The organism is Pseudomonas sp. 20-5, from assembly GCF_056782835.1.
Window position 1 is genome coordinate 2,551,003 of record NZ_CM165584.1, and the last position, 21,486, is coordinate 2,572,488.

Below are 21,486 nucleotides of genomic sequence, written 5' to 3' on the forward strand. Positions count from 1 at the left end.
GGGCGAATTCGTAAAACGCGGATTCTATCAGGCCTGGGGCAGGGAGGGCGACACGTGGGTGTCGCGGATCAGCGCCAGGGGATAGCGGCCGCCGGCCAGGTAGTCGTCGATGCAGCGCAGCACCAGGTGGCTGCGCCAGCGCTGCGGCTGGGCGGCCAGTTCGTCGCGGGTCAGCCAGCGCGGGCCGATGATGCCGTCGTCGAGGGCGCGTTCGGGGTGGTGGCGCACGGGGCGGGCGGCGAAGCATACGCGCTGATAGGTGACACCGTTGGACGGCGCGGTGTACAGGTAGATGCCGGTGACGGCGCTCAGCTCGACCTCCCAGCCGGTTTCCTCGAGGGTTTCGCGCAGGGCGGCCTCGAGCAGGCTTTCGGCGGGCTCCAGGTGCCCGGCGGGCTGGTTCAGCACCTCGCGGCCGTCGGCCTGTTCCTCGACCAGCAGGAAGCGGCCCTGGTCCTCGACGATGGTCGCTACGGTGACATGGGGATGCCAGCTCATGGATGTCTCCTTGGTACGGAAAAGGCCTCGATAAAAAGAAACCCCGAGCGTAGGCTCGGGGTTTCTGCTTCGTCAGCGTGACGCCATCAGGCCAGGCTGTCGATCGCCGCGTTGAAGGTGGCGCTGGGGCGCATCACCTTGCTGGTCAGCTCCGGGTTGGAGCGATAGTAGCCGCCGATCTCGGCCGGCTTGCCCTGGACCGCATTGAGTTCGGCGACGATGGTCGCTTCCTGCTCGGTCAGGGCCTTGGCCAGCGGTGCGAAGTGCGCTTTCAGCTCAGCGTCTTCGTCCTGGGCGGCCAGGGCCTGGGCCCAGTACATCGCCAGGTAGAAGTGGCTGCCGCGGTTGTCGATGTCGCCGACCTTGCGCGACGGCGACTTGTTGTTGTCCAGCAGCTTGCCGGTGGCTTCGTCCAGCGCCTTGCCGAGCAGCTTGGCCTTGGCGTTGCCGGTCTTGATCCCGGTTTCCTCCAGGGACACGGCCAGGGCCAGGAACTCGCCCAGGGAGTCCCAGCGCAGGTAGTTCTCTTCCACCAGTTGCTGGACGTGCTTGGGTGCCGAGCCGCCGGCGCCGGTTTCGTACATGCCGCCGCCCGCCATCAGCGGAACGATGGAGAGCATCTTGGCCGAGGTGCCCAGTTCCATGATCGGGAACAGGTCGGTCAGGTAGTCGCGCAGGACGTTGCCGGTCACCGAGATGGTGTCCTTGCCGCGGATCAGGCGTTCCATGCTGACGCGAATGGCCTCGTTGTAGCCCATGATGCTGATGTCGAGACCGGTCAGGTCGTGGTCCTTGAGGTACAGCTCGACCTTCTTGCGCAGTTCGCGGTCGTGGGCGCGCTCCGGGTCCAGCCAGAAGATCGCCGGGGTATCGGACTGGCGTGCGCGGGTGACGGCCAGCTTGACCCAGTCGCGGATCGGTGCGTCCTTGGTCTGGCAGGCGCGCCAGATGTCGCCGGTCTCCACCTCGTGCTGCATCAGCACGCTGCCGTCGGCCAGGACCACGCGCATGGTGCCGTCGGCGGTCATTTCGAAGGTCTTGTCGTGGGAGCCGTATTCCTCGGCCTTCTGCGCCATCAGGCCGACGTTCGGCACGCTGCCCATGGTGGTCGGGTCGAAGGCGCCGTTGGTCTTGCAGAAGTTGATCATCTCCTGGTAGATGCGGGCGTAGGTGCTTTCCGGCATTACCGCCTTGGTGTCTTTCTGCTTGCCGTCCTTGCCCCACATCTGGCCGGAGTTGCGGATCATCGCCGGCATCGAGGCGTCGACGATGACGTCGCTCGGAATGTGCAGGTTGGTGATGCCTTTCACGGAGTCGACCATCGCCATTTCCGGGCGGTGGCTGTACACCTCGTGGATGTCGTGGAGGATCTCTTCCTGCTGGGAGGCGGGCAGCGACTTGATCTTGTCGTAGACGCTGGAGATACCGTTGTTCGGGTTCACGCCGAGCTCTTCGAAGAGTTGGCCCCACTTGTCGAAGACGTCCTTGTAGTAGACGCTCACCGCATGTCCGAAGACGATCGGGTGGGAAATCTTCATCATGGTCGCCTTGACGTGCAGGGACCACATGACGCCGGTTTCCTTGCAGTCCTGCAGGGTCTTCTCGAAGAAGTCGCGCAGCTTGCCGCAGCTCATGAACATGCTGTCGAGCACTTCGCCTTCCTGCAGGCTCAGTTGCTTCTTGACCTCGACCTTGCCGTCCTTGCCGACGAATTCGATGCGCACGTCACCGGCCTTGGCCATGGTGATGGACTGTTCGCTGGAGAAGAAGTCGCCGCCGCGCATGTAGTCGGCGTGGGAGCGCGAGGCCATGCTCCACTTGCCCATGGAGTGCGGGTGCTTGCGGGCGTAGGCCTTCACAGCGGCAGGCGCGCGACGGTCGGAATTGCCTTCGCGCAGGACCGGGTTCACGGCGCTGCCGAGGATCTTCGCGTAGCGTGCGCGAACCTCTTTCTCTTCGTCGGTCTGCGGGTCTTCCGGGAAGTCGGGAACCTTGTAGCCCAGGCCCTGCAGCTCGGCGATCGCGCCTTTCAGCTGGGGCACCGAGGCGCTGATGTTGGGCAGCTTGATGATATTGGCGTCGGGCGAGGTGGCCAGGACCGCCAGGCGGGCGAGGTCGTCTTCGATACGCTGGTCGGCTTCGAGGCGGTCGGCGAAGTTGGCCAGGATGCGTCCTGCAAGAGAGATGTCGCTGGTCTCGACGTCGATGCCGGCGGAAGCGGCAAAGGCCTTGACGATGGGGAGGAGCGAGTAGGTGGCGAGCGCGGGTGCTTCGTCGGTGAAGGTGTAGGTGATCTTCGAGCGGATGGACATCTACGGTAACTCTCTTTTTTGCTGGGCGCGCACAGAGTCTCGATACGCGTTGGTGGACGCGATGCCTTCGCTCAACATCGGGTTGAATCGAAATCGAGATATGCCGCGGGATATAGGGGCGCCAGTAGAGCGTTGTACGGCGGGTTCATGGTGGCGAACCCGACGCTGCGAGGGGAGAGGGTCTGGTCCCAGACTGCTCGGACCTCGATGACTGCGAAGTCATGGCGCGCAGTATACCACCCTCTCGCCGGGCTGATGCGCTCGCCTGTTTAGACTAAGGAAGATGTGGTTTCCGGGCGGACAACTGGGCTACCCTAGAAGGCTGCAACAGGGTTTTAACCACAACACGGAGTTCAGCATGGGATACCAAAAGATCCAGGTGCCGGCGACCGGTGACAAAATCACTGTGAATGCCGACATGTCCTTGAGCGTACCGAAGAACCCGATCATCCCGTTCATCGAGGGTGATGGCATCGGCGTCGATATCAGCCCGGTCATGATCAAGGTTGTCGACGCTGCAGTGGAAAAAGCATACAAGGGCGAGCGCAAGATCGCCTGGATGGAAGTCTACGCCGGCGAGAAGGCCACCCAGGTGTATGACCAGGACACCTGGCTGCCCCAGGAAACCCTGGACGCCGTACGCGACTACGTGGTTTCCATCAAGGGCCCGCTGACCACCCCGGTCGGTGGCGGCATCCGCTCCCTGAACGTGGCCCTGCGCCAGCAACTCGATCTCTACGTCTGCCAGCGCCCGGTACGCTGGTTCGAAGGCGTGCCCAGCCCGGTGAAGAAGCCCGGCGACGTGGACATGGTGATCTTCCGCGAGAACTCCGAGGACATCTATGCCGGCGTCGAGTGGAAGGCCGGTTCGCCGGAAGCGGAGAAGGTCATCAAGTTCCTCACCGAGGAAATGGGCGTCAAGAAGATCCGCTTCACCGAGAACTGCGGCATCGGCATCAAGCCGGTTTCCCAGGAAGGCACCAAGCGCCTGGTGCGCAAGGCCCTGCAATACGCCGTCGACAACGACCGCAGTTCGGTGACCCTGGTGCACAAGGGCAACATCATGAAGTTCACCGAGGGTGCCTTCAAGGATTGGGGCTACGAAGTCGCGCGCGATGAATTCGGCGCCGAGCTGCTGGACGGCGGTCCGTGGATGCAGTTCAAGAATCCGAAGACCGGCAAGAACGTCGTGGTCAAGGACGTGATCGCCGACGCCATGTTGCAGCAGATCCTGCTGCGCCCCGCCGAGTACGACGTGATCGCCACCCTGAACCTGAACGGCGACTATCTCTCCGACGCCCTGGCGGCCGAGGTCGGCGGCATCGGCATCGCGCCCGGCGCCAACCTGTCCGATTCGGTGGCCATGTTCGAGGCGACCCACGGCACCGCGCCGAAGTACGCCGGCCAGGACAAGGTCAACCCGGGTTCGCTGATCCTCTCCGCGGAGATGATGCTGCGCCACATGGGTTGGACCGAGGCGGCCGACCTGATCATCAAGGGCACCAACGGGGCGATCGCCGCCAAGACCGTGACCTATGACTTCGAACGCCTGATGGACGGCGCGACCCTGCTGTCCTGCTCGGAGTTCGGCGACGCGATGATTGCCAAGATGTAGGAAGGGCTAGCGCCCGAACGAGAAAAAGGCCGGTTCGCACCGGCCTTTTTCATTTCCGCATCCGCGCTGGGGTCAGGCTTCGATGGGCGTCGCCTGCGGCTCTTCCTGCGGGGCGGAGGTGGAGGGTGCGGCGGTTGTCGCGGTGGCGGGGCTGATGTTGATGGCATGCAGTCCCTTCGGTCCCTGGATGATCTCGAAATTGACCGGCTGGCCCGCCTTGAGTGTCTTGTAACCGTCCATCTGAATGGCCGAGTAATGGGCGAACAGGTCCTCATCTCGGCCCTCGGCCAGGATGAACCCGTAGCCCTTGGCGTTGTTGAACCACTTGACCTTACCGCTGAGCATGCTCATATCCCTCTGCAAAGGACTCCAACGCTGGAGTATCATCCACTACGATCCCGCGTCCGACCTGGGTCGAGACGGGTGCGGAACCCCTGATACCCTGTAGGGGTATTCCATTGTTTGTAACACCCTTTTGCAGTTAGTCAAGGCGCTGAACCATACGCCTGAGAAACGGATCAACATCATGTCGGTCCATAACTTTCCAGAAAGGCAAAGCTTTTTTTCCTCATGCATGCACCTAGCCAGATTCGACTAACATTCAATCAGGACCATCCCGAGCCTCATGAGCACGAGGACGAAGGGGCGGGGCTCGCGGTACAGGAGTCGAAGCCTGTATTACAGCCGCCACCGTTGTATAAGGTGGTACTGTTCAACGACGATTACACGCCGATGGACTTTGTTGTTGAAGTGCTGGAAGTGTTCTTCAACATGGACCGGGAAAAAGCCACCAAGATCATGTTGACGGTACATACTCAGGGTAAGGCGGTCTGCGGCTTGTTTACCCGGGACGTGGCCGAAACCAAGGCGATGCAGGTCAATCAGTATGCACGGGAGAGCCAGCATCCATTGCTCTGCGAGATAGAGAAAGACAGTTGATCGGATGTTTGGGAGCGAGGTGAAGCCATGTTGAATCGAGAGCTCGAAGTCACCCTCAATCTCGCCTTCAAGGAGGCGAGGGCCAAACGCCATGAATTCATGACGGTTGAGCACCTGCTGCTGGCCTTGCTGGACAATGAGGCGGCGGCAACGGTATTGCGTGCGTGCGGTGCCAACCTGGACAAGCTGCGGCGCGACCTGCAGGAATTCATCGATTCCACCACGCCGCTGATCCCGCAGCACGACGACGAGCGCGAAACCCAGCCGACGCTGGGCTTCCAGCGCGTCCTGCAGCGTGCGGTGTTCCACGTGCAGAGTTCCGGCAAGCGCGAAGTGACCGGGGCCAATGTCCTGGTGGCGATCTTCAGCGAACAGGAAAGCCAGGCGGTGTTCCTGCTCAAGCAGCAGAGCATCGCGCGTATCGATGTGGTGAACTACATCGCCCATGGTATCTCCAAGGTGCCCGGGCATGCCGAACATCCGCAGGATGGGGAGCAGGATATGCAGGATGAGGAAGGTGGCGAGTCGGCCACGTCCAACCATCCGCTGGACGCCTATGCCAGCAACCTCAACGAACTGGCTCGCCAGGGGCGGATCGACCCGCTGGTGGGGCGTGAGCATGAAGTCGAGCGGGTGGCGCAGATCCTTGCCCGCCGGCGCAAGAACAACCCGCTGCTGGTAGGCGAGGCGGGGGTCGGCAAGACGGCCATCGCCGAGGGCCTGGCCAAACGCATCGTCGATGGCCAGGTGCCGGACCTGCTGGCCGACAGCGTGGTCTACTCCCTCGACCTGGGTGCCTTGCTCGCGGGTACCAAGTACCGCGGCGACTTCGAGAAGCGCTTCAAGGCCTTGCTCAACGAGTTGCGCAAGCGCCCGCACGCGGTGCTGTTCATCGACGAGATCCATACCATCATTGGCGCCGGTGCGGCATCCGGCGGGGTAATGGACGCCTCCAACCTGCTCAAGCCGGTTCTGTCCTCGGGCGAGATCCGCTGCATCGGCTCGACCACCTTCCAGGAGTTCCGCGGCATCTTCGAGAAGGACCGGGCCTTGGCGCGGCGCTTCCAGAAGGTCGACGTGACCGAGCCGTCGGTGGAAGACACCTATGGCATCCTCAAGGGCCTCAAGGGGCGCTTCGAGCAGCATCACCACATCGAGTACAGCGACGAGGCGCTGCGCGCCGCGGCCGAGCTGGCGGCGCGCTACATCAACGACCGGCACATGCCGGACAAGGCCATCGACGTCATCGACGAGGCGGGCGCCTACCAGCGCCTGCAGCCGGAAGAGAAGCGCGTGAAGCGCATCGAGGTGGCGCAGGTCGAGGATATCGTGGCGAAGATCGCGCGGATCCCGCCGAAACACGTCACCACCTCCGACAAGGAGTTGCTGCGCAACCTCGAGCGCGACCTCAAGCTGACCGTGTTCGGCCAGGACGACGCCATCGAGTCGCTGTCCACGGCGATCAAGCTGTCCCGGGCCGGGCTCAAGGCGCCGGACAAGCCGGTCGGCTCGTTCCTCTTCGCCGGTCCCACCGGCGTGGGCAAGACCGAGGTGGCGCGGCAGTTGGCGAAGGCCTTGGGCGTGGAGCTGGTGCGCTTCGACATGTCCGAGTACATGGAGCGGCATACCGTGTCGCGGCTGATCGGTGCGCCTCCGGGCTACGTCGGCTTCGACCAGGGCGGCCTGCTCACCGAGGCGATCACCAAGACCCCGCACTGCGTGTTGCTGCTCGACGAGATCGAGAAGGCTCACCCGGAGGTCTTCAACCTGCTGCTGCAGGTGATGGACCACGGCACCCTGACCGACAACAACGGGCGCAAGGCGGACTTCCGCAACATCATCCTGATCATGACCACCAACGCCGGCGCGGAAGTGGCGGCGCGCGCGTCGATCGGCTTCAACCAGCAGGATCACACCACCGATGCGATGGAAGTGATCAAGAAGAGCTTCACCCCGGAGTTCCGCAACCGCCTGGATACCATCATCCAGTTCGGCCGCCTGAGCACCGAGACGATCAAGAGCGTGGTCGACAAGTTCCTCACCGAGCTGCAGGCGCAGCTGGAGGACAAGCGCGTCCAGCTCGAGGTCAGCGATGCGGCGCGCGGCTGGCTGGCGGAGAAGGGCTACGACGTGCAGATGGGTGCGCGACCGATGGCGCGGCTTATCCAGGACAAGATCAAGCGGCCGTTGGCCGAGGAGATCCTGTTCGGCGAGCTGGCCGAGCATGGCGGCCTGGTGCATGTCGACCTGAAGGGCGACGAGCTGGCCTTCGAGTTCGAGATCACGGCGGCGGAGCCCGCCTGATCCGAGCGAGGCAACGAAAACGCCCGGCAGATGCCGGGCGTTTTCTTTTGCAATCGGCGAGCCGCAGCGGCTCGTGTCGACTCAGCGGGCGCGGTAGGTGATGCGGCCCTTGCTCAGGTCGTAGGGCGTCAGTTCCACGCGGACCTTGTCGCCGGTGAGGATGCGGATGTAGTTCTTGCGCATTTTGCCGGAGATGTGCGCGGTGACGACGTGCCCATTTTCCAACTCCACACGGAACATGGTGTTGGGCAGGGTGTCGACGACAGTACCTTCCATTTCGAAGCTGTCTTCTTTCGACATGCAGTAGAGCCCTCGGTATCTATGGGTGGCCCTTTCAATGAGAGGTGGGCCGTGAAAAGCGGCGTGCATTGTGCCAGAAAATCGACAATAGCGCCACACGGCTATCAGGTGAGGGCGACCCAACGCTGGTTGACGAACAGTTCGATGGGGCGGTACTGGGTCTTGTAGTTCATCTTGCGGCAATTCTTGATCCAGTAGCCCAGGTAGACGGCCTGCAGGCCCAGGCGTTCGGTCTCGGCGATCTGCCAGAGGATCGCGTAGCGTCCCAGGCTGCGCTGCTCTTCGTCGGGATCGTAGAAGGTATAGACGGCCGAGAGTCCGTTCGGCAGCACGTCCGTCACGGCTATGGCCAGCAGGCGGCCATGCAGGCGGAACTCGAAGAAGCAGCAGAAGGGCAGGTCGCGGACCAGGAAGGTGGCGAACTGGTCGCGGCTGGGCGGATACATGTCGCCGTCGGCGTGGCGTTGCTCGATGTAGCGCCGATAGAGGTCGTAGTACTCCTCGTTGAAGCTCGGTCGCTTGCGGATCACCTGCAGTTCCGCATTGCGCTTGAGGATGCGCCGCTGCTGGCGGTTCGGGCTGAAGCCGGCGACCGGTATGCGCGCGGCGATGCAGGCGGTGCAATGCTGGCAGTGCGGACGATAGAGATGGTCGCCGCTGCGGCGGAAGCCGACCTCCGACAGCGAGGCGTACAGCTGCGTGTCCATGGGCTGGCTGGGATCGAGGAACAGGGTGGTTGCCTGCTCATCGGGCAGGTAGCTGCACGGGTGCGGTTGCGTCGCGTAGAACTTCAGTCGGGCGAGTTCGGTCATGGTGAACTCCAGCAGGGACCCATAAGCAAGTTTATGCCAGGCACGGAAACTCGCCTAAAAATCCAGGTCGCCGGTAGGAGGCTGGTCGCGATAGCGTTGCAGGTAGTCGGCGAATTCCCCCCGGCTGATGGCGCGGGCGCCCAGGCTGTGCAGGTGGCGGGTCGGCATCTGGCAGTCGATGAGGACGAAGCCGGCGTCGCGCAGATGGCGGACCAGCGTGACGAAGCCGACCTTGGAAGCGTTGTCGGCGCGGCTGAACATCGATTCGCCGAAGAACAGCCTGCCCATGGCCAGGCCGTAGAGGCCGCCGACCAGTTGTCGCTCCTGCCAGACTTCCACGGAGTGGGCAATTCCGCGCAGGTGCAGCTCCTGGTAGGCCAGTTGCATCGGCGTGGTGATCCAGGTGCCGTCGGCGTAGTCACGCGGCGCGGCACAAGCCTGGATCACCGCCCGGAAGTCACGGTTGAAAGTGACTTCGAAGCGTTGCTGGCGCAGGCACTTGGCCAGGCTGCGGGAAACGTGCAGTTCGTCGGGGAACAGGACGGTGCGCGGGTCGGGCGACCACCAGAGGATCGGCTGGCCATCCTGGTACCAGGGGAAGCAGCCGTGGCGATAGGCTGCGACCAGGCGTTGCGGATTGAGGTCGCCGCCGGCCGCGAGCAGCCCGTTGGGCTCCTGCAGGGCCTTGTCGAGGGGCGGAAAGTCGAAGTCGGTGCGGGAAAGCCAGGTCAGCATGGCGGGGTAGGGGAGGGCGGGCCTCCCCCGGGTCCGATCAATGGTCGTCGAGGTATTTTTCGGCATCCAGCGCGGCCATGCAGCCGGCGCCGGCGGAAGTGATGGCCTGGCGGTAGACGTGGTCGGCCACGTCGCCGGCGGCGAACACGCCTTCGATGCTGGTCTGGGTGGCATTGCCTTCGCTGCCGCCGTGGATCCGCAGGTAGCCGTCGTGCATTTCCAGTTGGCCCTGGAACAGGTCGGTGTTCGGCTTGTGGCCGATGGCGATGAACACGCCGGCCAGCGATAGCTCGCTGGTGCTGCCGTCGATGGTGCTCTTCAGGCGTACGCCGGTGACGCCGCTGGCGTCGCCCAGCACCTCGTCCAGGGTGGTGTTCCAGTGCAGGTGCACGTTGCCGTTCTCGGCCTTGTCGAACAGCTTGTCCTGGAGGATCTTCTCCGAGCGCAGCTTGTCGCGACGGTGGATCAGGTGGACTTCCTTGGCGATGTTGGCCAGATACAGCGCTTCCTCGACGGCGGTATTGCCGCCGCCGACCACGCAGACCACCTGGTTGCGGTAGAAGAAGCCGTCGCAGGTGGCGCAGGCGGAAACGCCCTTGCCCATGAAGGCTTCTTCCGACGACATGCCCAGGTATTGCGCGGAGGCACCGGTGGCAATGATCAATGCATCGCAGGTATAAGTGCCACTATCGCCCTTCAGTGTGAAGGGGCGCTGTTGCAACTCGGCGGTGTGGATGTGGTCGTAGACGATCTCGGTGTCGAAACGCTCGGCGTGCTGCTGCATGCGGGTCATCAGCGCCGGGCCGGTAAGGCCTTCGACGTCGCCCGGCCAGTTGTCGACTTCGGTGGTGGTGGTCAGCTGGCCGCCTGGCTGGATGCCGGTGATCACCACTGGCTTGAGATTGGCGCGTGCGGCGTACACGGCGGCGGTATAGCCGGCCGGACCGGAGCCCAGGATGATGAGGCGCGAATGCTTGACTTCACTCATAAAAAGACTCCATAAGCCTTTGTCACATAAGAAAATGCGTGCTCCAATGGAGCCGCCTGAAGAGTTCTGCCGGCTATGCTACACCTATCCGCAAAAGGCCGGCAAAACCCCGGGGCCGGGATCAGCCACGCACGGATTGCCGCTGATTTCGGGTGTGATTTTTCAGAGTTTCCCTAAAGCCGTACAATAGGCGCGTTTTGACCAAGACAGCTTCTAAAGCACCAGCCGTGCGCAGGAAAAATAGCGATTTGAAGGATTCGACCACCGCGAGCCATGCCGCCGCATGGCGTCAGCAACTGCATTCCCGCCTGAAGGAAGGGGTCCTGATCGCGCTGGGCGCGCTCTGCCTCTACTTGTGGATGGCTCTGCTCACCTATGACCCGGCCGATCCGAGCTGGAGTCACTCGAGCCAGGTTGACCAGGTGCAGAATGCCGCCGGTCGGCTCGGTGCGGTATCCGCCGATATCCTGTTCATGACGCTCGGCTACTTCGCCTACCTCTTTCCGCTGTTGCTGGGCATCAAGACCTGGCAGGTATTCCGCCGCCGCAACCTGCCGTGGGAATGGAACACCTGGCTGTTTTCCTGGCGCCTGGTCGGGCTGATCTTCCTGATCCTGGCCGGCTCGGCACTGGCCTACATCCATTTCCACGCCAGCGGCCACATGCCGGCCAGCGCCTCGGCCGGCGGCGCCATCGGCCAGAGCCTGGGCCGCGTCGCGGTGGATGCGCTGAACGTGCAGGGCAGCACGCTGGTGTTCTTCGCCCTGTTCCTCTTCGGCCTGACGGTGTTCGCCGACCTCTCCTGGTTCAAGGTGATGGATGTCACCGGCAAGATCACCCTGGACTTCTTCGAACTGATCCAGAACGCCTTCAATCGCTGGATGGGCGCGCGCGCCGAGCGCAAGCAACTGGTCGCGCAACTGCGCGAGGTCGACGAGCGCGTCGCTGAGGTGGTGGCGCCGAGCGTGCCGGACCGCCGCGAACAGTCCAAGGCCAAGGAGCGCCTGCTGGAACGCGAAGAGGCCCTGGCCAAGCACATGAGCGAGCGGGAGAAGCGCCCGCCGCCGAAGATCGATCCGCCACCGCCGCCGAAGGCCCCGGAGCCGAGCAAGCGCGTGCTGAAAGAGAAGCAGGCGCCGCTGTTCGTCGATACGGCGGTGGAGGGCACCCTGCCGCCGCTGTCGCTGCTCGATCCGGCGGAAGTGAAGCAGAAGAGCTACTCGCCCGAGTCGCTGGAGGCGATGTCGCGCCTGCTGGAGATCAAGCTGAAGGAGTTCGGCGTCGAGGTCAGCGTGGATTCGGTGCATCCGGGCCCCGTGATCACCCGTTTCGAGATCCAGCCCGCGGCGGGGGTCAAGGTCAGCCGCATTTCCAACCTGGCCAAGGACCTGGCGCGCTCGCTGGCGGTGATCAGCGTGCGGGTGGTGGAAGTGATTCCCGGCAAGACCACCGTCGGCATCGAGATTCCCAACGAAGACCGGCAGATGGTGCGCTTCTCCGAAGTGCTGTCGTCGCCGGAGTACGACGAGCACAAGTCCACCGTGCCGCTGGCCCTGGGCCACGACATCGGCGGTCGGCCGATCATCACCGACCTGGCGAAGATGCCGCACCTGCTGGTGGCCGGTACCACCGGCTCCGGTAAGTCGGTGGGGGTCAACGCCATGCTCCTGTCGATCCTGTTCAAGTCCACGCCGAGCGAGGCGCGACTGATCATGATCGACCCGAAGATGCTCGAACTGTCGATCTACGAAGGGATCCCGCACCTGCTCTGCCCGGTGGTCACCGACATGAAGGAAGCCGCCAACGCCCTGCGCTGGAGCGTGGCGGAGATGGAGCGGCGCTACCGCCTGATGGCGGCCATGGGTGTGCGCAACCTGGCTGGCTTCAACCGCAAGGTGAAGGACGCCGAGGAGGCTGGCACGCCGCTGACCGACCCGCTGTTCCGTCGCGAAAGCCCGGACGACGAGCCGCCGCAGCTGAGCACCCTGCCGACCATCGTGGTGGTGGTCGACGAATTCGCCGACATGATGATGATCGTCGGCAAGAAGGTCGAGGAGCTTATCGCCCGTATCGCGCAGAAGGCGCGGGCGGCCGGTATCCACCTGATCCTGGCGACCCAGCGGCCGTCGGTGGACGTGATCACCGGCCTGATCAAGGCCAACATCCCGACCCGGATCGCCTTCCAGGTCTCCAGCAAGATCGACTCGCGCACCATCCTCGACCAGGGTGGCGCCGAACAACTTCTCGGCCACGGCGACATGCTCTACCTGCCGCCGGGCACAGGCCTGCCGATTCGCGTGCACGGCGCCTTCGTTTCCGACGACGAGGTGCACCGGGTGGTCGAGGCCTGGAAGCTGCGCGGCGCGCCCGACTACATCGAGGACATCCTCGCTGGCGTCGACGAAGGCGGCAGCGGTGGCGGTTCCTTCGATGGCGGCGACGGCTCCGGCGAGGGCAGCGAGGACGACCCGCTCTACGACGAGGCGGTACGTTTCGTCACCGAGAGTCGCCGGGCATCGATCTCCGCCGTGCAACGCAAGCTGAAGATCGGCTACAACCGCGCCGCGCGGATGATCGAGGCGATGGAGATGGCCGGCGTGGTCACCCCGATGAATACCAACGGCTCCCGCGAAGTCATCGCGCCGGCGCCGGTTCGTGATTGAACCCGACAGGTTTTAGAGGATTCCGATGCGACTGATCCGCACGTTGTTCGTTGCCGCCCTGGCCATGGGCGCTTCGCTGGCCCATGCCGATGACAGCGCCGCTGTCCAGCGCCTGACCGGCCTGCTGAACAAGGCCCAGACCCTGACCGCGCGTTTTTCCCAACTGACCCTGGACGGTAGCGGCACGCGCTTGCAGGAAACCGCCGGCCAACTGAGCCTGAAGCGGCCGGGACTGTTCCGCTGGCATACCGATGCGCCGAACGAGCAATTGCTCATTTCCAACGGCGAGAAGGTCTGGCTGTACGACCCGGACCTGGAGCAGGTGACCATCCAGAAGCTCGATCAGCGCCTGACCCAGACGCCGGCGCTGCTGCTCTCCGGCGACATCTCGAAGATCAGCGAAAGCTTCGCCATCACCTACAAGGAAGGCGGCAACGTAGTCGATTTCGTGCTCAAGCCGAAGACCAAGGACACCCTCTTCGACACCTTGCGTCTGTCGTTCCGCAGCGGCAAGGTGAACGACATGCAGATGATCGATGGCGTCGGCCAGCGCACCAACATCCTGTTCTTCGACGTGAAGATGAACGAGGCGCTGGATGCCAAGCAATTCACCTTCGACGTTCCGCCGGGCGTCGACGTGATCCAGGAGTAAGCGCAAGCCGTGGATCTGTTCCGCAGCGAGCCCGTCGCGCAGCCCCTGGCGGCACGGCTGAGGCCCGCAAACCTGGACGAGTACGTGGGGCAGGAACACCTGCTGGCCCGCGGCAAGCCCTTGCGCGAGGCGCTGGAGCAGGGCGCGCTGCACTCGATGATCTTCTGGGGCCCGCCGGGAGTCGGCAAGACTACCCTGGCGCGGCTGCTGGCGCAGGTGTCGGACGCCCATTTCGAGACCATTTCCGCGGTGCTGTCCGGGGTCAAGGAGATCCGCCAGGCGGTCGAGGTGGCCAAGCAGCACGCGGCGCAATACGGGCGCCGGACCATCCTGTTCGTCGATGAGGTGCACCGCTTCAACAAGAGCCAGCAGGATGCCTTCCTGCCCTATGTGGAAGACGGCACGCTGATCTTCATTGGCGCGACCACCGAGAACCCGTCCTTCGAGTTGAACAATGCGCTGCTCTCGCGGGCTCGCGTGTATGTCCTCAAGAGCCTCGACGAAGCCGCCCTGCGCAAGCTGGTGGGCCGCGCGCTGAACGAGGACAAGGGCCTCGGCAAGCGCAAGCTGAGGCTGCCGGAGGAGAGCTTCCAGGTTCTCCTGGCCGCCGCCGACGGCGATGGGCGGCGCCTGCTGAACCTGCTGGAGAACGCTGCCGACCTCGCCGAGGACGGCAGCGAGATCAGCCCCGAGCTGCTGCAGAATCTGCTCGGCGATACCCGCCGACGTTTCGACAAGGGCGGCGAGGCGTTCTACGACCAGATCAGCGCGCTGCACAAGTCGGTGCGCGGCTCCAATCCCGACGCGGCACTTTATTGGTTCGCGCGTATGCTCGACGGCGGCTGCGATCCCCTGTACATCGCCCGGCGGGTGGTGCGCATGGCCAGCGAGGAGGTTGGCAACGCCGATCCTCGCGCCCTCGGCCTATGCCTGTCGGCCTGGGACGTGCAGGAGCGCCTGGGCAGCCCCGAAGGCGAGCTGGCGGTGGCCCAGGCCATCGTCTACCTGGCCTGTGCGCCGAAGAGCAATGCGGTGTACAGCGCGTTCAACGCGGCGATGCGCGACGTCGCCGAAAGCGGCTCGCGGGAAGTGCCATTGCACTTGCGCAACGCGCCGACCAAATTGATGAAGAGCCTCGGCTATGGCGAGGAATACCGCTACGCCCACGACGAGCCGGATGCCTATGCCGCCGGAGAGGATTATTTCCCCGAGGATCTGGAGCCGCGGCGTTACTATCAACCGGTGCCGAGGGGCCTGGAACTGAAGATCCGCGACAAGCTGGAACACCTGGCCGAGCTGGATCGCACCAGTCCCCGCCAACGCAGAAAATCCTGAGCGGTATGGGCTCGGCGGAGCTAGCCAGGCTTCCGCGACGGCGTCGATGACGTCGCCGGGGCCGGCGAAGCGCCAACCGGGCCACGAACCGCCGATAACCGACACGAGACGAGAAAAGAGCATGCTCGATCCCAAACTGGTACGCACCCAGCCGCAAGAAGTGGCTGCCCGCCTGGCCACCCGTGGCTTCCAACTGGATGTCGCACGCATCGAAGCGCTGGAAGAGCAGCGCAAGTCGGTACAGACCCGTACCGAGCAGCTGCAAGCCGAGCGCAACGCGCGTTCCAAGGCGATCGGCCAGGCCAAGCAGCGTGGCGAGGACATCGCGCCGCTGCTGGCCGATGTCGACCGCATGGGCTCCGAGCTGGAGGAAGGCAAGCGACAGCTGGACGCCATCCAGGGCGAACTGGATGCCATGCTGCTGGGCATTCCCAACCTGCCACACGAGTCGGTGCCGGTCGGTGCCGACGAGGACGCCAACGTCGAAGTGCGTCGCTGGGGCACGCCGAAGACCTTCGATTTCGAGGTCAAGGACCATGTCGCCCTCGGTGAACGGCACGGCTGGCTGGATTTCGAGACCGCTGCCAAGCTTTCCGGCGCGCGCTTCGCCCTCATGCGCGGCCCGATCGCCCGCCTGCATCGCGCCCTGGCGCAGTTCATGATCAACCTGCATACCGCCGAGCATGGCTACGAGGAGGCCTACACCCCTTATCTCGTCCAGGCTCCGGCGCTGCAAGGCACCGGCCAGTTGCCGAAGTTCGAGGAGGACCTGTTCAAGATCGGCCGCGACGGCGAAGCTGACCTCTACCTGATCCCGACCGCCGAGGTTTCGCTGACCAACATCGTCTCCGGGCAGATCCTCGACGCCAAGCAATTGCCGCTGAAGTTCGTCGCCCATACCCCGTGCTTCCGCAGCGAGGCCGGTGCCTCCGGGCGCGATACCCGCGGCATGATCCGTCAGCATCAGTTCGACAAGGTGGAGATGGTGCAGATCGTCGATCCGGCCACTTCCTACGAGGCGCTGGAAGGCCTGACCGCCAACGCCGAGCGCGTCCTGCAACTGCTCGAGTTGCCGTATCGGGTGCTGGCGCTGTGCACCGGCGACATGGGCTTCGGTGCGACCAAGACCTACGACCTGGAAGTCTGGGTTCCCAGCCAGGACAAGTACCGCGAGATTTCCTCCTGCTCCAACTGCGGCGACTTCCAGGCCCGGCGCATGCAGGCCCGCTACCGCAATCCGGAAACCGGCAAGCCCGAGCTGGTGCACACCCTCAACGGCTCCGGCCTGGCCGTCGGCCGCACCTTGGTGGCGGTACTGGAGAACTACCAGCAGGCGGACGGCTCGATCCGTGTCCCGGAAGTCCTCAAGCCCTACATGGCTGGCATCGAGGTGATCGGCTGACATGGATTTCCTGCCGCTGTTCCACTCCTTGCAAGGGCGCCTCGCGCTGGTGGTCGGTGGCGGCGAAGTCGCCCTGCGCAAGGCGCGCCTGCTGGCCGACGCCGGCGCGCGCCTGCGCGTGGTCGCGCCGCAGATCCACATCGAACTGCGGCATCTGGTGGAGCAGGGCGGCGGCGAGCTGCTCGAACGCGACTACCAGGACGGCGACCAGCCCGGCTGCGCCCTGATCATCGCCGCCACCGACGACGAACCGCTGAACGCCGAGGTGTCGCGAGCGGCCAATGCGCGCGGGATACCGGTCAACGTGGTGGACGCGCCGGCCCTGTGCAGCGTGATCTTCCCGGCCATCGTCGACCGTTCGCCGCTGGTGGTGGCGGTCTCCAGCGGCGGCGATGCGCCCGTGCTGGCGCGGCTGATCCGGGCCAAGCTGGAAACCTGGATTCCCTCGACCTACGGGCAACTGGCCGGACTCGCCAGCCGCTTCCGCCACCGGGTCAAGGAATTGCTACCCGACCTGCAGCAGCGCCGGGTGTTCTGGGAAAACCTGTTCCAGGGCGAGATCGCCGAGCGTGTCCTGGCCGGCCGTCCGGCGGAAGCCGAGCGTCTCCTGGAGGAGCACCTGGCCGGCGGCCTCGCGCACATAGCCACGGGCGAGGTATATCTGGTCGGGGCCGGGCCGGGGGATCCGGACCTGCTGACGTTCCGTGCCCTGCGCCTGATGCAGCAGGCCGACGTGGTGCTCTACGATCGCCTGGTGGCGCCGTCGATCCTCGAATTATGCCGCCGCGATGCCGAACGCCTGTACGTCGGCAAGCGCCGCGCCGAACATGCGGTGCCGCAGGATCGGATCAACCGCCTGCTGGTGGAGCTGGCCAGCCAGGGCAAGCGCGTGCTGCGCCTGAAGGGTGGCGACCCGTTCATCTTCGGCCGCGGCGGTGAGGAAATCGACGAACTGGCTGCCCACGGCATACCTTTCCAGGTCGTGCCGGGAATCACCGCGGCCAGCGGCTGCGCGGCCTACGCCGGGATTCCACTGACTCATCGCGATCATGCGCAATCGGTTCGTTTCGTCACCGGTCATCTGAAGGACGGCACCACCGACCTGCCGTGGCAGGACCTGGTAGCGCCTGGCCAGACCCTGGTGTTCTACATGGGCCTGGTGGGATTGCCGGTGATCTGCGAGCAACTGGTCGCCCACGGTCGCTCCGCACAGACCCCGGCGGCGCTGATCCAGCAGGGGACCACCGCCCAGCAGCGGGTATTCACCGGAACCCTGGAAAACCTGCCGCAACTGGTGGCTGAGCACGAAGTGCATGCGCCGACCCTGGTGATCGTCGGCGAAGTCGTGCAACTGCGCGACAAGCTGGCCTGGTTCGAAGGCGCCCGCGAGGACGCCTGAGCCTTCAGCCTTCTCCCCAGATGCCCTTGCCGGGAAGTCGTTCCCGGCCTGGCGCGCGCGCCAGGTCGAGACGCGGGCCCAGCGGTACTATCCCGGTCGGGTTGATGGTGCGGTGGCTGGCGTAGTAGTGCCCCTTGATATGTTCGAAGTCCACTGTCTCGCCGATGCCCGGGCGTTGGTACAGCTCGCGCAACCAGCCGGAGAGATTCGGGTAGTCTTCGATGCGCCGCAGGTTGCACTTGAAGTGTCCGTGGTACACCGCATCGAAGCGCACCAGGGTGGTGAACAGGCGGATATCGGCCTCGGTCAGGTATTCGCCGGCCAGGTAGCGGCGTTCGCCGAGCAAGCCTTCCAGGTAGTCCAGCTCCTCGAACAACTGGACGAAGGCCTCCTCGTAGGCGTCCTGGCGAGTGGCGAAGCCAGCACGGTACACGCCGTTGTTGACCGCAGGATAGATGCGTCCGTTGAGGCGTTCGATCTCCTCGCGCAGCGGCTCCGGGTAGAAGTCCAGCGCGTTGGCGCCGATGGCGTCGAAGGCGCTGTTGAAGATGCGGACGATATCGGCTGATTCGTTGTTGACGATCTTCTGCGCCTGCTTGTCCCACAGCAGCGGCACCGTGACCCGGCCGCTGTAGTGCGGGTCGTCGCGGGTGTAGCGCTGGTGCAGAAAGGCCAGGCCGTCGAGGCGATCGCCGGTGGAGCCGTGGGCGGGGTCGAAGGTCCAGCCGTTCTCGCGCATCAGCCAACTGACCACCGAAACATCGACCAGCGACTCCAGCCCCTTCAGCTTGCGCACGATCAGGGTCCGATGGGCCCAGGGGCAGGCCAGCGAGACATAGAGATGGTAGCGCCCGCCCTCGGCGGGGAACGCCGGCTCGCCCAGCCAATGGCGGCGCTGGGCGTTTTCGCGCTGGAAGCGGCCGTCTTTCTGTGTGTCATACCACTGGTCGTGCCAGCGGCCATCGATCAACTGTCCCATGAGCGGGTTCCTCCATACGTCGTTGGAGGAACAGTCTAGTGTCGGGTGATCGATAAATTTATATAAATAAAGGGCTATTCGTATCGATCAGATCGATTCGTTTCGGGTCGCCCAGTAGTGTGCGGCTTCCTTGAAGGCTTCTTCGCGATTCTTGCCAAGGGCCCGTAGCGCCAGGGCCATGCTGGAGAGCACCGCCAGGTGGCCATAGGCGTCGCCTTCGCGGCCGTCCCAGACGGCCCGAAGGAAACCCGGGTCGAGCTGTTCCGGCTTCATGTGCCGGTGCGTCGACAATGCTGGCCATTCCTCGTCCCAGGCTTCGCCCTGGTCGCAACCATACAGGTGGGCGACGACGTCCGGGTTGACTTCGATCTCGCCGCCTTCGCCCTTGATGACGATGGCCCGGTCGCCGAGCAGGCGGCTGGCCTCGCGGTGGGTTTCCTGGTAACCGGGGTGGAAGATGCTCTGCAGGATGCAATCCGCATTCAGGGGGTTGAGCAGGCGAACCAGCGAATGGATCGGCGAGCGCAGGCCGAGGGTATTGCGCAGATCGATCATGCGTTGCAGCACCGGCATCCAGGCGCCGAGCGGAATGAACGCCAGGTGGCCGCGCTCCAGGGCCTGTTCTACCTGCAGCCAGTCGTGGCAGAGCGGGATCTCCAGCGCCGCCAGCAACTGTTCGCTGTACAGGCGTCCGGCGGTATGCGCGCCGCCGCCGTGCATGAGGATGCGCACGCCATGGCCGGCCAGGCACTTGGCGGCTAGCAGGTACCAGGGCAGGTGGCGCTTCTTGCCGGCGTAACTGGGCCAGTCGAGGTCGACGCGCAAGGACGGGACTTGCAGGCGCTCGCGCACCGCCTCGGTGAAACCGGCCAGTTCCTCGCTGCTTTCCTCCTTGTGCCGCAGGAGCATGAGGAAGGCGCCCAGCTGGGTGTCCTCGACCCTGCCGTCGAGGATCATGCCGAGGGCCTCGCGGGCTTCCTCCCGGGTCAGGCTGCGCGCTCCGCGCTTGCCTTTGCCGAGGATGCGGACGAACTGGGCGAACGGATGTTCGGCGGGAGTCGAGAGAGTCATAGACAGTTGCTCGGTTTCGGCAGGCCGGCCAGCTTCGCGCCAAGCTTGGCCGGGGCGCCCTTGAACAGGTGGTTGAGGTGCAGGCTGTTGCCCTTGTCCGGACCCAGTCGCTGGGCGACGTACTTGATCAGCGGGCGGTTGGCCGGAGACAGCTGGAACTCCGCATAGAACTCGCGGAGCAGTTGGAGAATCTCCCAGTGCTCGGCGGTCAGGGCCAGCTCCTCGCGGGCGGCCAGGGCTTCCGCCACCGGCTCCGACCAATCGTCGAGGGCGGCGAGGTAGCCGTCCTTGTCCAGCCGGATTTCCCGGCCTTCCAGCGTAAGGAGCGTCATAGCCAACTGTTGACCTTGTCGAAGCGGGTGGCGAGTTCGACGAAGCCGGGGTAGTCCACCGCCACCAGGCGAGCGGGGACGTCCTCGATACCGCGCGCCTGGAGGTCTTCCAGCAGGGCGAACAGTTCGATTTCCGCCGGCATCAGTTCCAGGGCCTGGCAGGCGTGGCTGCCGGCCAGCAGGGCGTGCACGGCGTCGCCGCAGAGCAGCAGGCCGTCGCCGGGGTTGAGCAGGTACAGGCAACTGCCCAGGCGGCCGTCATTGAACGGCGAGCGGGACAGTACGTGGAGGGTCGTGGCCATCAGAGGGTAATCACCTGGTCGTAGCGTTGCAGCAGGTCGCGCAGGGCCTGGTCGTCGAGCACCTCGACCGCGAGGGCCAGGCGCTCTTCAGCCAGGCCACGCTCGCGCAGGCTGCGGGCCGAGACGTAGAGGTCGTCCACGCCGAACATCGGCAGGGCCTGCAGGTTGGCCTGCAGGTCCTTCTGCTGCAGGTGCGCAGGATGCTGGCCGGGAGCCAGCTGGAACGCGCCGTCGTCGAGGAACAGCATGCCGACCGGTAGATCGAAGGCGCCGCCGGCCAGGGCTATGTCCAGCGCCTCGCGGGCGCTCGGGCCGGACCAGGGCGACTGGCGGCTGATGATCAGCAGCGACTGGCTCATCGGTCGCCTCCGAAGCAGACCAGGCGGTCCGCGCTTTGCGCCGCCTCGTGCAACTGGCCGAGTCCGGACAGTTCCCATGGTGCGCCAAGGTTGGCGCCGGGACGGCCGTAGCGTTCGGCTTCCTCGGCGTTCAGCACGCCGCGGCGCAGGGCGGCGGCGATGCAGACCACGGCGTCCAGGCCGTTGCGCTCGACCAACTCGCGCCAGGCGGCGGGCAGGTCGAACTCGTCCTGGCCGCTCACGACGTTGGCCGAGGCGCTGTGCACGCCGTCCTGGTAGAAGAACAGGCGGACGATTTCGTGCCCGCCGGCCAGCGCGGCTTCGCTGAAGCGCAGCGCGCGGCGGGCGGCGGGGGAGTGGGGAGGGTCGAATAGGGCGATGGCGAATTTCATGCTGCGATACGCGAAGGATTTCTTCGAATGATAAACCAATGCCTGTGTTTTGCCGGTCCGCAAATGAAAAAGCCCGTCGCGGGGACGGGCTTTTCCG

21 protein-coding genes are annotated in these 21,486 nt (G+C 64.7%); 8 read left to right on the top strand and 13 right to left on the bottom strand.

Annotated elements, in window-relative coordinates:
- Positions 1–27 precede the first annotated feature (27 nt).
- On the bottom strand, positions 28–498 hold the full coding sequence (locus tag AC1RB9_RS12125) for an NUDIX hydrolase (RefSeq protein WP_003097654.1): 471 nt from the start codon (positions 496–498) through the stop codon (positions 28–30).
- 86 nt (positions 499–584) lie between these two features.
- On the bottom strand, positions 585–2,810 hold the full coding sequence (locus AC1RB9_RS12130; protein ID WP_003122606.1) for an NADP-dependent isocitrate dehydrogenase: 2,226 nt from the start codon (positions 2,808–2,810) through the stop codon (positions 585–587).
- A gap of 358 nt (positions 2,811–3,168) precedes the next feature.
- Here AC1RB9_RS12130 and icd point away from each other — a divergent pair, with 358 nt between their 5' ends.
- Positions 3,169–4,425 carry an NADP-dependent isocitrate dehydrogenase gene (icd, locus tag AC1RB9_RS12135; protein WP_003090436.1) on the top strand — a complete coding sequence of 419 codons (1,257 nt, stop codon included), beginning with the start codon at positions 3,169–3,171 and terminating at the stop codon, positions 4,423–4,425.
- A gap of 72 nt (positions 4,426–4,497) precedes the next feature.
- Here the strand turns inward: icd and cspD are convergent, their stop codons facing one another.
- Complete coding sequence (cspD, locus tag AC1RB9_RS12140; protein ID WP_003451780.1) at positions 4,498–4,770, bottom strand: cold shock domain-containing protein CspD; 273 nt, start codon at positions 4,768–4,770, stop codon at positions 4,498–4,500.
- 225 nt (positions 4,771–4,995) lie between these two features.
- Between cspD and clpS the strand changes: the two genes are divergently transcribed.
- Complete coding sequence (clpS, locus tag AC1RB9_RS12145; RefSeq protein WP_003097649.1) at positions 4,996–5,364, top strand: ATP-dependent Clp protease adapter ClpS; 369 nt, start codon at positions 4,996–4,998, stop codon at positions 5,362–5,364.
- A gap of 27 nt (positions 5,365–5,391) precedes the next feature.
- The gene (gene clpA, locus AC1RB9_RS12150) at positions 5,392–7,668 is read left to right on the top strand and encodes an ATP-dependent Clp protease ATP-binding subunit ClpA (protein ID WP_003090432.1); all 2,277 of its coding nucleotides are present in this window, start codon (positions 5,392–5,394) and stop codon (positions 7,666–7,668) included.
- 81 nt (positions 7,669–7,749) lie between these two features.
- On the opposite strand, the gene infA is transcribed toward clpA, so the two are convergent.
- From infA to trxB, 4 genes are all read right to left on the bottom strand, one after another.
- The gene (infA, locus tag AC1RB9_RS12155; protein ID WP_002553999.1) at positions 7,750–7,968 is read right to left on the bottom strand and encodes a translation initiation factor IF-1; all 219 of its coding nucleotides are present in this window, start codon (positions 7,966–7,968) and stop codon (positions 7,750–7,752) included.
- 104 nt (positions 7,969–8,072) lie between these two features.
- Complete coding sequence (locus AC1RB9_RS12160) at positions 8,073–8,780, bottom strand: arginyltransferase (protein WP_003119974.1); 708 nt, start codon at positions 8,778–8,780, stop codon at positions 8,073–8,075.
- A gap of 54 nt (positions 8,781–8,834) precedes the next feature.
- Positions 8,835–9,515 carry a leucyl/phenylalanyl-tRNA--protein transferase gene (aat, locus tag AC1RB9_RS12165; protein ID WP_003108768.1) on the bottom strand — a complete coding sequence of 227 codons (681 nt, stop codon included), beginning with the start codon at positions 9,513–9,515 and terminating at the stop codon, positions 8,835–8,837.
- 37 nt (positions 9,516–9,552) lie between these two features.
- Positions 9,553–10,503: a thioredoxin-disulfide reductase gene (trxB, locus tag AC1RB9_RS12170; RefSeq protein WP_003451777.1), complete on the bottom strand. Its 951-nt coding sequence runs from the start codon at positions 10,501–10,503 to the stop codon at positions 9,553–9,555.
- Positions 10,504–10,730: 227 nt separating this feature from the next.
- Between trxB and ftsK the strand changes: the two genes are divergently transcribed.
- The 5 genes from ftsK to cysG all read left to right on the top strand — a co-directional run bounded on the left by ftsK (position 10,731) and on the right by cysG (position 17,954).
- Positions 10,731–13,166, top strand: a complete 2,436-nt coding sequence (ftsK, locus tag AC1RB9_RS12175) for a DNA translocase FtsK (RefSeq protein WP_003119977.1) — start codon at positions 10,731–10,733, stop codon at positions 13,164–13,166.
- A gap of 25 nt (positions 13,167–13,191) precedes the next feature.
- Positions 13,192–13,818, top strand: coding sequence for an outer membrane lipoprotein periplasmic chaperone LolA (lolA, locus tag AC1RB9_RS12180; RefSeq protein ID WP_003090414.1), 627 nt, complete (start codon positions 13,192–13,194; stop codon positions 13,816–13,818).
- Positions 13,819–13,827: 9 nt separating this feature from the next.
- Positions 13,828–15,153, top strand: coding sequence for a replication-associated recombination protein A (locus AC1RB9_RS12185; protein ID WP_003097632.1), 1,326 nt, complete (start codon positions 13,828–13,830; stop codon positions 15,151–15,153).
- Positions 15,154–15,274: 121 nt separating this feature from the next.
- The gene (serS, locus tag AC1RB9_RS12190; protein ID WP_003097631.1) at positions 15,275–16,555 is read left to right on the top strand and encodes a serine--tRNA ligase; all 1,281 of its coding nucleotides are present in this window, start codon (positions 15,275–15,277) and stop codon (positions 16,553–16,555) included.
- A 1-nt stretch (position 16,556) separates the two neighbouring features.
- Positions 16,557–17,954, top strand: coding sequence for a siroheme synthase CysG (gene cysG / locus AC1RB9_RS12195; protein WP_003113366.1), 1,398 nt, complete (start codon positions 16,557–16,559; stop codon positions 17,952–17,954).
- Positions 17,955–17,958: 4 nt separating this feature from the next.
- Here cysG and AC1RB9_RS12200 read toward each other — a convergent pair whose 3' ends face one another.
- The 6 genes from AC1RB9_RS12200 to tusD all read right to left on the bottom strand — a co-directional run bounded on the left by AC1RB9_RS12200 (position 17,959) and on the right by tusD (position 21,389).
- Positions 17,959–18,933 (bottom strand): glutathione S-transferase family protein, encoded by a 975-nt coding sequence (locus AC1RB9_RS12200; RefSeq protein WP_003097628.1) that lies wholly within the window; start codon positions 18,931–18,933, stop codon positions 17,959–17,961.
- Positions 18,934–19,020: 87 nt separating this feature from the next.
- On the bottom strand, positions 19,021–20,004 hold the full coding sequence (locus AC1RB9_RS12205) for a glycosyl transferase family protein (RefSeq protein WP_003108776.1): 984 nt from the start codon (positions 20,002–20,004) through the stop codon (positions 19,021–19,023).
- Positions 20,001–20,336 carry a TusE/DsrC/DsvC family sulfur relay protein gene (locus AC1RB9_RS12210; RefSeq protein WP_003090393.1) on the bottom strand — a complete coding sequence of 112 codons (336 nt, stop codon included), beginning with the start codon at positions 20,334–20,336 and terminating at the stop codon, positions 20,001–20,003. Before AC1RB9_RS12210 ends, AC1RB9_RS12205 begins: the two co-directional genes overlap by 4 nt.
- Positions 20,333–20,638 carry a sulfurtransferase complex subunit TusB gene (tusB, locus tag AC1RB9_RS12215; protein ID WP_003090391.1) on the bottom strand — a complete coding sequence of 102 codons (306 nt, stop codon included), beginning with the start codon at positions 20,636–20,638 and terminating at the stop codon, positions 20,333–20,335. Before tusB ends, AC1RB9_RS12210 begins: the two co-directional genes overlap by 4 nt.
- A complete protein-coding gene (tusC, locus tag AC1RB9_RS12220; RefSeq protein ID WP_003090389.1) occupies positions 20,638–20,997 on the bottom strand; it encodes a sulfurtransferase complex subunit TusC in 360 nt (119 codons plus the stop codon). Before tusC ends, tusB begins: the two co-directional genes overlap by 1 nt.
- Positions 20,994–21,389 carry a sulfurtransferase complex subunit TusD gene (gene tusD, locus AC1RB9_RS12225; protein ID WP_003090387.1) on the bottom strand — a complete coding sequence of 132 codons (396 nt, stop codon included), beginning with the start codon at positions 21,387–21,389 and terminating at the stop codon, positions 20,994–20,996. The genes tusC and tusD overlap by 4 nt, the downstream gene beginning before the upstream one ends.
- Positions 21,390–21,486 lie beyond the last annotated feature (97 nt).